The sequence below is a fragment of the Xenorhabdus sp. KJ12.1 genome (assembly GCF_963876495.1).
Classification (GTDB): Bacteria; Pseudomonadota; Gammaproteobacteria; order Enterobacterales; family Enterobacteriaceae; genus Xenorhabdus; species Xenorhabdus stockiae.
Genome location: NZ_CAWNQH010000081.1, coordinates 1 through 13,110, shown reverse-complemented (window position 1 = coordinate 13,110; position 13,110 = coordinate 1). Strand labels below are relative to the sequence as shown.

Annotated in this window: 7 protein-coding genes; 3 read left to right on the top strand and 4 right to left on the bottom strand. The window is 43.8% G+C overall.

What is annotated here, in order from left to right; genetic code table 11:
- Positions 1–19: 19 nt before the first annotated feature.
- From AACS92_RS14315 to AACS92_RS14300, 4 genes are read right to left on the bottom strand one after another with little or no spacing between them, the layout of a single operon-like run.
- Complete coding sequence (locus AACS92_RS14315) at positions 20–2,494, bottom strand: pentapeptide repeat-containing protein (RefSeq protein ID WP_099111629.1); 2,475 nt, start codon at positions 2,492–2,494, stop codon at positions 20–22.
- 4 nt (positions 2,495–2,498) lie between these two features.
- Positions 2,499–3,155: a hypothetical protein gene (locus AACS92_RS14310; protein WP_193756992.1), complete on the bottom strand. Its 657-nt coding sequence runs from the start codon at positions 3,153–3,155 to the stop codon at positions 2,499–2,501.
- Positions 3,156–3,170: 15 nt separating this feature from the next.
- Positions 3,171–4,433 (bottom strand): hypothetical protein, encoded by a 1,263-nt coding sequence (locus AACS92_RS14305; protein WP_099111627.1) that lies wholly within the window; start codon positions 4,431–4,433, stop codon positions 3,171–3,173.
- Positions 4,426–8,874 (bottom strand): hypothetical protein, encoded by a 4,449-nt coding sequence (locus AACS92_RS14300; protein ID WP_099111626.1) that lies wholly within the window; start codon positions 8,872–8,874, stop codon positions 4,426–4,428. The genes AACS92_RS14305 and AACS92_RS14300 overlap by 8 nt, the downstream gene beginning before the upstream one ends.
- A gap of 828 nt (positions 8,875–9,702) precedes the next feature.
- On the opposite strand from AACS92_RS14300, the gene AACS92_RS14295 reads away from it, so the two are divergent.
- From AACS92_RS14295 to AACS92_RS14285, 3 genes are read left to right on the top strand one after another with little or no spacing between them, the layout of a single operon-like run.
- Positions 9,703–10,482 carry a lysoplasmalogenase gene (locus tag AACS92_RS14295; protein ID WP_099111625.1) on the top strand — a complete coding sequence of 260 codons (780 nt, stop codon included), beginning with the start codon at positions 9,703–9,705 and terminating at the stop codon, positions 10,480–10,482.
- Positions 10,479–11,882, top strand: a complete 1,404-nt coding sequence (locus AACS92_RS14290; protein ID WP_099111624.1) for a coniferyl aldehyde dehydrogenase — start codon at positions 10,479–10,481, stop codon at positions 11,880–11,882. The genes AACS92_RS14295 and AACS92_RS14290 overlap by 4 nt, the downstream gene beginning before the upstream one ends.
- 30 nt (positions 11,883–11,912) lie before the next feature.
- Positions 11,913–12,611, top strand: coding sequence for an alpha/beta fold hydrolase (locus AACS92_RS14285; RefSeq protein WP_153044789.1), 699 nt, complete (start codon positions 11,913–11,915; stop codon positions 12,609–12,611).
- Positions 12,612–13,110 lie beyond the last annotated feature (499 nt).

Sequence of the window (13,110 nt, the reverse complement as noted above, 5' to 3'; positions counted from 1 at the left end):
AGATCATCGTGTTTACTTATCAACACCAAGTAGTCGGACTGGGAATACATTTTGGCGGATGAGGTGGTAACCCCGGTGTCATCAATGACTGATAGCTGATGCCCGTATTGAGTAACTGATAACGCAAACCACTTGGGCAGGTGGTGGCTCCATCCATTGCCTGAGTGATATCAATTGTCACCCCAAAAGCGACATTAACCGGTTGCAATGTATTGTCAGCCGCAGTACGGATGATACGTAATGGCGATCCACCACAAACTTGCAGATGGTTATTACCGACTTCACTCACCCGAATCACCATAAAGTTACAATATCCTCGATAATTCAGATCGGTGTCTGGCGGCTGGTTGGAGATAATCCAATATTGATTACTTTGCTTTTCAATGATTTTGGCATTAGATAACAGACTGTAGCCGTTATCAGTGAATACCTGACGCAACTCTTTTGAGACTGTGCCACTATTTAATGAACTCATCAGCTCAAGCGCCGCACTGAATAAAGGTACACCTGTTAACTTATTGCCTGTTTCCTCAAACGGTAAAGCCACCGCGCCATTGGTCAGATTAGCGCCGGTCAATTTAGCTTCCGTAAAGATAGTGCCTTGAATTGAAGCAAAGGCCAGAGATGCCGGTTTAAGACCTTCGGTGGGTTCTAACATTGCCTTGCTGAAATCAGTATTCACCAGACTAGCATAGGATAAATTGGCACCAAACAATCGAGCCTGAGTGAAATTCATTGTCGCTAAGTTAGCATTCGACAAATTGACCTGTTCCAAATTGGCGTTATCGGCTCTGGCGTTACTGCCGTACCAATGAGCGCCAGACATATCAACTGCGTACAGATTAGCGCCAGTCAGGATAGCATTAGGCATAAATGTGTTGGCAAGAATTGCCGCATTACCGCCATTATCTTGCGCAACATTTAATTGCCCATCCTGATAGTGAATAAATAACGGTTTACCATCATGTTCCACCAGCCAGTTCTGGCCCGGCTGACGAACCAACACCTCTGCCTGACCATTAACCAATATCTTTCCCTGATACAACATTTGACGTAACCGTTCAGGCAGTTGCTGATTATCCAGTGTCTGAGCATCGGCTTTATCCAAATGTGTCACTGTGGATAAAGCACCAAATTGAGCACCAGTTAAATTAACATTCTCCAGACTCGCATTAGATAAATTCGCGCCAACTAAAGAGACATTCCCCAGAACAGTAGCACCGGCCAGATTAGCACCGACCAGAACTGCGCCATTCAGTGACGTAAAATCCAGATTTGCCTTTTTCATCGACGCCATCAGGAATATGACTTGATCCAGCTTCTGGCGGCTCAGATTAACGCCATCCATCTGCGCCTGAGTAAAATCTGTTTTAGCGGTAATCGTGGCATCAACCAAGTTCATCTTTGTCAGCACCGTCGCTAATAAGGTACTGTCGCTGAGGTTAAGCTGGCTATAACCGGTGGTTAACGATAACCGTGCGTTGGTCAGATTTGCGCCACTGAAATTAACATGATTGATATTCGCCCCGGTAAAATCCGTCCCCACTAACGTGGCTTGACTAAAATTCGAGGTCTGCAAAGTGGTATTCTGCAAATTCACCAACGTCATGATCGCCGCGGTAAAATTGCAGGAAGCCAGACTAGCTCCGCTGAGATCAACATTAACCAGATTCGCCTGAGATAAATCAGCATTCTCCATTATTACAGAAGGTAACAACGCTCCAGAGAAATCCGCACCGGGCGCTTTTAGACGATTCAATATCGGCTGACCACCACTGCTCTTACAGCCACGGAAAATGGCGTTCGGTAGCTCAGCGTCAGGCATATTGGTATCACTACCGACGATACACTTTTCAAAAAGCGCATTTTTACCATGAATATGCGTTAGATCAGTCTTGCTTAAGTCACAACCATTAAAATTACAATCATCAACTTTGATATTAGTTAAATCAGCATCAAGCAATGTCGAACCATGCAGGTCAGCATTGGACAAATCGACGGCCATCATCACCATTTCATTCAAATTCTCTTTAGCGAGATAAGCAAAACGCAGATCGGCTCCCATTGCCCCCCATTCTTTGAGGAATTCCAGGTCCTTTGTCACGATAGTACGAGTAAATTGGGCTGACAGAGGCGGACTGCCAGTGACTGCCTGCCAAATCAGCCCAGATTGTTGTGCCACCAAATAACTGTCACCACTGCTACTGATACGACGCAGGCGAAATCCAGATCCTCCAACCTCTTCCAACTGGATCTCAGCAACCGTACCAGTGCGCGGTTGATTAGCTTGAGGAGTATTGCCGCTCGCGGCCAGGTATTGACCATTGCCAGCCTGTAACCAAAAGCTAGTCATGCCATAAGCATTAATCATTTGATTTATCGCCCCTGATTGTTTGGCTGACAGGCGAAGCGTACCATCGTCCTGAACAGTAATCAGTTGGCCAGAAGCCGCAGCAAATTGCCATTTGCCAGCAAAAGATCTAGATTCGCTCATGTCATTATCCTTGCAGCAAGTGATTTACAGAAACCTTCCCAGCTCTCCCAGCCTGACCACCGCTGGCGCTAATCCCTCCAATACCATATTTTCCATCGGCTGCATGTGAACCGTCACCATTTACCCCACCGCGCCCGGCAATCCCCCCAGCACCTCCGGGTTGCCCGAACCCTCCACTCCCGCCATTAGAGGTGGCAGCTACCGGTTTTGGTAAGTTAGTCTGGATATATCTGACCCAAACATTACCTCCATTTCCCCCATTGCCGCCATTACCTCCATTACCTCCATTGCCACCGTTACCACCAACACCACCGAGTTTCCCTGACGATGATGAATTGCCACGACCACCATTGCCGCCATCACCCCCATTACCACCGTAACCCGCTATGCCACCATCACCACCGTTACCGCCATTATTGCTAATACGCACTACACTCTGTACGTCAAAACGGGTACAACGCAGGGCAAACCACCAGCCAGAACCTGATTGACCATCCTGGCCACTCTGACCATTTCCACCATGTCCCCCATTGCTACCGGCAGTGGCTGGCTTACGACGAGCAGCATTCTGACCATCAACCCCCCGTAGACCATCAGCGCCATTGGCTCCATCGGCACCTTTCACGCCATTAGTACCCAAAATTTGAATATCTGCGACCATGACTCCTCCTTGCCGTTATTGTTTTTTGCCATTGACATAAACTGAGCCTACGGTACCTGCTTTTCCGGCAATTCCTGAGTTCCCAGATATACCATTTTTACCTGAGCTACCACTGGAATAACCAGTACCGCCGCCGCCGCCGACACCACCAGAACCACCATTGCCACCAGAACCACCATTGCCGGCAATTGCCCTGGCCTTAAAGGATGCGCTCCCCCCTTCGTCGTAAGTAAAATAGATGTTACCGCCGTTACCCGCGTTACCACCATTACCGCTGGCACCACCATTGCCTCCATTACCGCCATTACCGCCGTTTCCAGCCCTACATTCGCTGGTAGAGCCACCGCCATTCCCTCCTCTCCCGCCACTACCACCGTTACCACCGTTACCACCATTACCGCCATTACCGCCTTGTGTCAGCATATTCACAAAGCCTGTGATGGTACCGGTTTTAAAATTGACATCCACTGCATCCCCTCCTTTCTCGCCGTCACTTCCTTTGGCGCCATCAGTACCATTGCCACCCGCAGTACCTGACGTAGCCTGTATTGCACAGGAGTTTTTATTATCTTTACCGGAGTTACCATTACTACCGTCTTTCCCATTGGAGCCACTGTTTCCGCTCCCGCCATTGCCTCCGTTCCCTCCAATATTTTCAATGCTCGGGCCATCATTATCTGTACCTCCTAAGGTACTAACTATGATCACTTCGTTCGCCTGAACCGTGCCATTGGTGAGATAAATAACTTTACCGCCAGGTTGAATCGTTATCTTATTAAAACTTAAGTTAACAGGTTCTCCGTGACTCTCTTTACTTCCAACAATCAATGGATTACTGGCAGTAACAACGATATCTTCACCACTGTATAACGCGACTTTCATCGGGAAACGTTTAGCGTTCAGAATATCTTCATAATCTTTGACCAAAGGAGAATAACCATAGATATAAGCGCGGAAAGCTTTACATATATCAGCATGATTACCGGTGACATTTGCCAACCGTTCAGCAGAATAGGGTTCAGGTAGCGGATGATGGGGTTCCATTCCGCCTGGTCCATACTCACTGTCAGGCACCCCCCCAAGTTCCTTCAATTCTTGTATGGTTTGTACGGTAAAGAATGCGGGTGGCACAGTGGCTATTTTCGGATCGTTAGAAAATATCACCGGCCCGTCAAAGTCCGAAGTGTTCAATTGCTTTGGCTGTCGCTCGGTACTGGTCAAATGATAATGCTCACGCAATTCAGCCAAAGTTTCGTTAACCGTTTTCATTTTATTCATGGGGGTTCTCCTGAGTTTGGGTATAAGTTTGTACGTTTAGAATCACAGAGGCGTCACATATCAGTTGCCCACCTTGCTTAAGCGCCAAAGTGTCAACCACCACCACTATCGGTCTTGAAGTCGGATTGCTAATATTCAGAACCCCGTCATCAGCAATCTCCAGTTCAGCAATCGCAAAAACATCAACGGTTGCCGGAAAGGATATCGGCGCTTCAACAGGGGGGATACCAGAAAGAGTCAATAGCTCCGATGCTGACGATACTTCTGCCGTATAAGAAGGAGCCAGTGACAGTGGGTCGTCAGGCCGTAAAGAGCCTTGCGACGAAGATGCAACAACGACTTTCTCCGTTACATCGATCTCTGGGATACCTAATAGTTGCAAAACCTCTTTAAATCCTGAGTTATAAATTTTTAATGGCATAGTTCTCTCCGAGAAACTGTAAACAGAAATAATCTGCTGATTATCGCCATCTACGGTGCAAATAACTGGGTAACGGGTACTAACATCAGTAATGATGAAATAACCATTTTCATTGATAGTTTCGAGCGTTGCCTTGTTACTAAGAGGGTGTTTGTTGTCAGCAAAAACTGAGCGGATTTTATCCATATCGTGTTGCTGGAATATCGGTAATTGATCGATACCCAGATCGAATATTGGTGTAGTTGGCTTCCACTGGCTGATCTGTGGTTGGGTACGTTGATTTTCACCCAAGAATTTGCCGTAATTCATCGCCACCAGAGTACGGAACGAATCTATCGCCAGATGTCCGGCAACAATATGCTGGCGTTTAGCTGGATCAGGCACTAAGGTCGAATCAGGGACAGTTACCAGAAAAGTACCGTCAGGATTATAAATATCAAGGATATAATCCGTTGGATCACGCCCTTCGTTACGGTATGACAAGACATAAATATATCCCTTCGCTTCAACCGCAACATCCAGATACTTAATCCCGGCTGGCTTATTCAGTGGCATATAGGACAGATAATCCGCTACCGTAATCTGAGCAGGATTCTTTGCATTAAGGGTTAACAGCCAGGATCGAGCACTGCTAAGATCATTAATTTGCCATTTGACACCTTGACCGATAGCGGTAACCCGTACATTACTCAAATCGTTATATACAGATACCGTTTGTCCCTGAGCAGTCAGCGTGTAAGTCGCAGGTTTCTGCGGATCATATACCAACCAGCTCTGCCCTTGCTGTATCACATCAACTGTTGTGCTGCCAACTGGGTCAATATTACCGTCTGCGGTCTGGTTATAACTTAGATAGATCCCATCATGCGCAAAGGTGTTAATAATCTGCTCGTCCAGTACTCCAGCATTCAGCAAACGTATAAAGTTTGGATCACTGTTACTGAACAGGAATGTCAGCCCCTGCTCACGAAATGCTTGTTGTAATGCCGGGGAAAACTCCTGAGCATCCAGTGTTGCCTGATAATCAGCGGTAGCAAGTTGAAACAGTGTTGCACCCGCAAAACTCGCGAATGGGTTCCCTTTAGTATCAAACGCCTGAATACGGGTATTGATTGTCTCCAATAATAGTATGCGGCCATCTGGCGTTACGGTCAGGGCAATTGGCCCATGGGTTAGCCCTTGACGAATCCCTTCTCCAGAGACAATCTGTGCCGCTGGAGCCTGATCATCCGGATAGCCCTGATCACCTAACGTCAGGATCTGCATCTTGCTATATTGCCAACTGACAGCAATGACATAGCCGCTCGGGTGAACCACCATCGCATCAAGATGTGGGATGGTGAAAGTCCCCCACGAAAGCGGATTATCCGTCAGACCAAAATTATGGCTGCCATCACGCAGGTCCACCCGACGTAAGTGATATTCACCAAACCGTGAATCAATAATAAAGTTATAAGGCGTGATGGTTTTTTCGTCCGGTCCTTCGCCAAAACTGTTATAACTGATCAGTGGTTGTACTTTGAAACCTACCGCAGATAATTTCAGACGTTCATTCAACGAGTCGTTGCCCAAAGTGGAAATGTTTTGCAACACGTACATCTGGCCGCTATTGGGTGGACTTAATGGATCTTCCAGTGGAATATCCTGCCCAGAAGCCTGATAACAATAACCAACCTGATAATCTGAATTCAGGATTGTCATATTGACCAGCTTGCAGATGTTATTGCCTACATTGCTACAATTGGTTGAAGACTGGGTTTCCAACGGCACGCTGCCTTCAATCCACTGGTACTCTTTTTTACCTCTATCGTAAGACAACTGTTCCCAATATTCGTATTGAGTCACCTGAGTCAGCGGCACCAACATCTCTTTTATATTACCGCTGACGCGCATGATGCCTTCATTAGGGTCATCTGGCTGCGCATTCAGCAGATCACTGGTGTAGCTCCCCGCTAACCAGCCAGTGGCTGAATAGACATTAGCCTTGATTTTTAGTGTTCCACCCCAGCCAACCGAATTGAAATTAAAAGATAGAGGTGTATTGGAACCTGTCGCGGGTAATGGAATAGTCTGGGTATAGTAGGTGCCGTTGGTATATTCAACGGTCGCCTGGCACTGTACTGCCACCGGCGGCCAGATTGCGGTTTCCGGGCGGCCCGCTTCACCATGAGCAGGATCGGGATGCAGGGTAAAAGCCAAAGTCATCTGGCGCTTGATATCCACTTCCAGGGTAGCTGGTGTGGAAAGTAACTCCCCCGTCGTCACTGCAATCTGCGCAAAATCTAGCGCAATTGAAGCAAGCCGAAACGCCCAACCCACCACCGGAACCGCCTGAGCGGCTGCACTGGCTGCTATCTGGGCGGTAACATAAGTGGCTAATGCTTCCATCCCTTTTTTGGCCAAAATACCAATGGCAATACTGGCTAAACTGGTGAGCACTTTCTTAGTATTGAATAACGCTGCTCCGACAGCTGCCCCACCACCAATCAACGGGAAAGCAACAGCGGCTAATGCAGCAACACTATCCTTATCGGAAATAAAATTTTTATACCACTGAGTGTTAGTTACTGCGGCACCAGCCAACATCATCAGGGCCGGAATACCGTACTGGAACATGCCAGTTAAAATCACACCCGGCCAGATAATCGGGTTTTCCCAGCGGGAAGTTCCCAAACCACCAAACAAAAATTTAGCCGCCTGAGCTTCAGCTGGCCAAGGCAAGCCAAAGTTAGTGGGATCAGTGGGCATCGGAATCCCCATGATCGTATTGACATTAGCCAATACACCCAGAGCCTTTTGTGATGGCGTTTCGAATAACGCAGCCAGTTCTTGAGGGAAATAAAACGGCCAATTACCGTCAACCTTTGGGTTATCGATCGGCTGTTCCATCTTAGTGTCTTTAAAGAACTGAATATAGACACCTAGCTGACGTAAGTATTTGTTCTTAAAATCAATGGAAAAATGACTTTGGCTGCTATCGTAACGGATGCTGTCGGCATACACATCCATACCGTGATTAGGAGTACGGTTGGTGGCAGTCCAAATTTGGTTGGTGCCCCGCTTAATCGTCAATGCTGCAGCCTGATCTTTGAATTCAGCAACGTCCAGAGACGCACTTTGGCTGACACTCCAATTATGATTTTGCAGACGACCATCATTATGCGAAGTTTTCAGCGCATTAGATGCTGGCGAGCCAGAATAATTCTCCGTTTCATCCGATAGGTTATATTGCATCACCGGATCACCTTCGGCGAAAATCACCTGTCCGTCTTGACCTACCCAGTCAAATTCGTAAAACATTGCGCTGCCATCAGGGGCAACCAATTGGCCATAAGTGGCAAAACCACCTGTCTCTGTCGCGGGTCCCTGACTCGATATTGATATAGCCAGTTCATAAACTCGGTTATATTGCAGTGGGTCTATTGCCTGTGGTGGGGCAATATGTGAATCAATGACAATTGATGCTGCATAAGCCTGACTGTTAGACAATTCCGGATGGGAAAACACAATAGAGTAAGCAACATCCCACGGTGTTTTAATTTCATTAGTCGCAACCCACAAATCGGCGTAATGAATAGAATTTCGCGCTAAATGTTGGCTATTAACACCGAGAGCACTAAGTTTACCCGGCAAAGCCATCTCTATATTATTTACTGCCAGTTTTTCTCTATTACGTTTGGCATAACGATGTAAATGAGCATTGGGAATATGATAAGAAAGATGATAAAGAACCGGTAATGAAGAACGATAAGGCCCGGATTTATCACCAACCACTTTAATTAGCGTAACGTGATGAGGTAAAAAATAGTGTTCAGGTATCTCCGCGAAATGGCTGATATTGTGTGAACCGTAACGCAGAACCATATCTATTGCAGGATTTTCTCCAGCTGCTCTGGCTAAACTTGACTCATCATGTTCTTGCAACGGTATATTATATTCACCAACCCAAAGATTTAATTGATTGGATTGGGTACGTAAATGGCTTTGAGCTAGGTCAAAATGTAGAATATTCGTTTTCATTTGTATTTCATCTCTCCAAATGACTATTTTCGTTATTACAATAAACACTCAATAACCGTATAAATAATTCGGCAAAAAATCCCGAAAAAACAATCCCCATGAGAATGAATACATCCTCCTATAGACATATTTCTTAAAATGATAAGCACCTGAAACTAAGTAGAAAAAGATTTATCTACTTTACAAAAATAAATTGAATGTGACATTTAAGCTACACAATTAATAATATTAATGCGATTTCACCCTTTTTTCATCAGTTAAAAACGACATTTATGTGACGTATAGCTAACTTTCAATTCTAGCTAATTAATGGTTTCAATTTTAAATCTTTATTATTCGGCGTTATTAGTATGAATTAAATTAAGAATAAAAATAATCCTCTAAAATTATAAAACCTATCTTCAATAATAAAACAGACCTTTAAATAAACTCCTCACATAAATTAAGAGGGTATTTAAATAAATTAGCCTCATAAATTAAGAAAGCATTTAAATAAATTAATCTCATAAATTAAGAGGACGTTCAGAATTCTGTGTCACGTTAATTTATCCGTTACAACGTTATCACATTATCCAAACGCCCTTTAAAGGTCGTATATTCAATCTGTTGAGTGTAATCATTCTACATAAGCAGTTTTCACATTTACTGGAACGGGCAGTGTTTTGGCAAACAGTGCAGCCTTCTCACTTCAGACATAAAGTATATATCTGATAAATGTGAACGAGGATAAAGCTTACCATGCGCTCGATATCTGGTATTTTGGTTATTCGTTGCAGATAACAGTTTTTCTGATACTGTAAATAAGAAAGAAACAGTGGGATGAGGCATATGTTATCAAATCATTGCACTCCTCGACATGGTGTTTTTAACAGAATAGGTTTACTTTATACGCTCCTTTCAGCCAGCGCCATAGTAGGTGTTTTACTTAGTATATCTGTAAATCCATCATGGATTTGGCTCCATTATCTGACTAAACCCACTGCTACGGCACTGTTAGTGTTTTGGATTCTACTAATCCGCACACCTGTCTCAATACGTTACCGCAACGCTATTGCTTTCGGGCTTGCATCTGCCGCAGTTGGTGACTTTTTTTTAATGTTACCGCAAGACTATTTTTTGGCTGGCCTATTTTGTTTTCTACTCACTCATTGCGCTTACATTTATGCTCTATGTTGCGACAGTATTTCTATTTCTGATATTAAAAATCACTCTTCTCATTCAAAATTTATAATTATTCGTACGGTTTTCATTATATTGGCGATCTTTATCATATTTATAATAATCGCATTATTAATATTTATCGGGCTGTTGAATAATCTGCCTAACGGTATGAGAGTTCCTGTTGCTATTTATGCTACGATTTTGGCTTTCATGGCTGGAGTGGCGGTTATTAGAGCTATTGTCTATCCATTTAAAAATCCAATTCCTCTAGCACAACATGCAGCGAATACAGCGGCGATTGGCGGTATTTTTTTTGCTATCAGTGATAGCCTGCTCGCTTATGGTCGTTTTTACTTTGAAACTCCATTAAGCCCATTTTTGGTACTCAGCACTTATTATATCGCTCAATGGTGTTTTAGCCGCTCAGTGATAAGGCGAGATCAATGACAAAACTAATCAACACTCAATTTAATGCTCTGCGTCAAGCATGGGAACAAAATCGACCTGATGAGAAACAACGCCGGGATGATTTGATATGTCTCCGCAAAAATTTTAAAGCCAGCCTAAATGAAATGACGGAAGCAATTTCTTGTGATTTCGGTCATCGTTCTAGGCATGAGAGCATAATGGCAGAAGCGGTGATTGTGTTGAATGAAATTGATCTTTGCCTGCGCTCTCTTAAAAAGTGGGCAAAACCTCAAAGATACAAGGCTGGATGGCAATTATGGCCGGCAAAGGCTGAAATACGCTATGTTCCACTTGGTGTTGTTGGCATCATGGCACCGTGGAACTATCCGGTAAATTTGACTCTCATACCATTAATAGCCGCGATTGCTGCAGGTAATCATGTTTTTATCAAGCCTTCAGAACATACACCGCACACCAATGCCTATTTAGAAAAACTACTCAGCAAAATTTTTCCTGAACATCGCGTCAGTATTGCCCAAGGCGGAGCAGATATTGCAGCAGATTTTTCTGCCCTTCCCTTTGATCACCTGTTATTCACAGGTTCTAAGGCAAATGGTAAAAAAGTCATGGCAACTGCCGCACAAAATCTTACCCCTGTTACGCTGGAGCTTGGCGGAAAGTCTCCGGCACTGATTGCTCCCGATGCTGATTTGAAAAAAGCGGTGGCCCGCATTATAACGGGCAAGCTTTTCAATTCAGGACAAACCTGTATAGCACCAGATTACATTTTATTGCCTGAAAACATCATTGAGCCGTTTATCGCAGAGATTAAGGAACAAGTATCGAAACGCTATCCCCAACCAAATAATTTTCCAGACTATACAAGCATTATCAATGACAACCAGTATCAGCGTCTTACCAAATTACTTGAAGATGCGATCACTCGTGGTCATCAGGCCATTCCACTTATGCCCCTCACTGATAAAGAACAAGCACTAAAGCAGCGTGTTTTCATCCCTACGCTAGTTCTGAACCCAGACGATGGCAGCGCCATTATGCAAGAAGAAATTTTTGGCCCCCTGATACCAGTCAAAACTTACCATTCTTATGATGAAGCAATCCACTATATTGCAAGTCATGAACGCCCATTAGCCTTTTATTGTTTTAGCCGAAATAACAAGTACATTGAGGCGGCTTTATCGCACATCGTCGCAGGTAGCATCTGCATCAATGACACACTATATCAATTTGCATGTACAGGTTTACACTTTGGTGGTGTAGGCCCGAGCGGTATGGGGCAATATCATGGGTATGAAGGGTTTAAAACCTTTTCCAAGGCCATGCCTATTTTGCGCAAATACAATCCGTCACTGACAGATCTACTACGTCCACCCTATGGCAAGTTTGTTAATATGGTTATCCGCATTCTCACTCGATAAAAAACTTAATCCCACCACGCAGGAGAAAAAGTGAATCTATTTTTAATTCCGGGACTTATGACTGATAAAACATTATGGCAAGAGATGGAACCTGCATTATCTGCGTTGGGTAATATCGTCTATGGTGATATTTCTCTGGGGAAAAATCTTCGAGAAATTGCCCTTCATAATATCGCCATGTCACCAGACCGATTTGTTTTAGTGGGGTTTTCTTTAGGAGGATACGTTGCTCGCTGGATTGCCAGTCTAGTACCAGAAAGGATCGAAGCCTTAGTGCTCATTGCTACTTCAAATTTTCCAGACAGCGATAATCAGAAAGCAATAAAATTCCGCACGGCAGAAATAGTGAAAAATGGGTTCTTTGACGGACTCAGCCTAACTACCATTCGGACATCGCTTCATGGTAATAATAAAAATAATCAGTATTTTATTGAACTCATCCGTGCTATGAGCCTACGGCTAGGGCCAGATGTATTTATCCGCCAGTTGATGCTGCAACGGGATAATCCAACTTATTTATCTAGCCCTCGTAATTACCCCGTACTAATCATCGCTTCAGCCTGTGATGAATTGAGAACGCTGGCAGAAGCGAAATCGTTGCAACGTGAATTTCCAGGATCCACATTACGTATTATTGATAACGCCGGGCATATGCTGCCACTTGAACAGCCTATTAATTTGGTAAAAATTATCAGCACATGGCTGGAAGAGTCTATCAATACATCGTAATTGAGGCGTATGAAATATTTTATATATTATATTTTCAATTTTAAACAAGCACCAAAATAATATTAATCTCAGCTAATAATTTAAAAACTAAATTTCACTATTGCGAATAACTAAAATGGTTCGGTTATATTAACGAAATAATACCAGATAATATTTTGTTTCATGGCATAATATTATTCACTTGCTATAATTTGTAGATTGTCATTTGATCAAATTAAGTGAGAAAAATGGAGAAGAAAGATATTAACTTACTTTACTCTGGCATTAATTATCATTAATATACCTGAACTACCTTTATTTCTAAATAGCTTTTCAAAATGGTAGGCGAATCAAAGAAACTCAGTCCTATTTTTGCGAACTTTTTAATCGCAAAACCAAAAAAACACAAAAAGGAAGGACTGAGTTATGGCCATCGTACCACCAATTCCGCGCAATGAGCGGCGTCAAATGAGAAAAATTGTCCAAAAAACGGCAGATAAAAACTATGCTCGCCGGATTA

Coding starts and splice junctions, on each gene's coding strand:
- AACS92_RS14315 (WP_099111629.1), bottom strand. CDS start 2,494: ATGAGCGAATCTAGATCTTTTGCTGGCAAATGGCAATTTGCTGCGGCT.
- AACS92_RS14310 (WP_193756992.1), bottom strand. CDS start 3,155: ATGGTCGCAGATATTCAAATTTTGGGTACTAATGGCGTGAAAGGTGCC.
- AACS92_RS14305 (WP_099111627.1), bottom strand. CDS start 4,433: ATGAATAAAATGAAAACGGTTAACGAAACTTTGGCTGAATTGCGTGAG.
- AACS92_RS14300 (WP_099111626.1), bottom strand. CDS start 8,874: ATGAAAACGAATATTCTACATTTTGACCTAGCTCAAAGCCATTTACGT.
- AACS92_RS14295 (WP_099111625.1), top strand. CDS start 9,703: ATGTTATCAAATCATTGCACTCCTCGACATGGTGTTTTTAACAGAATA.
- AACS92_RS14290 (WP_099111624.1), top strand. CDS start 10,479: ATGACAAAACTAATCAACACTCAATTTAATGCTCTGCGTCAAGCATGG.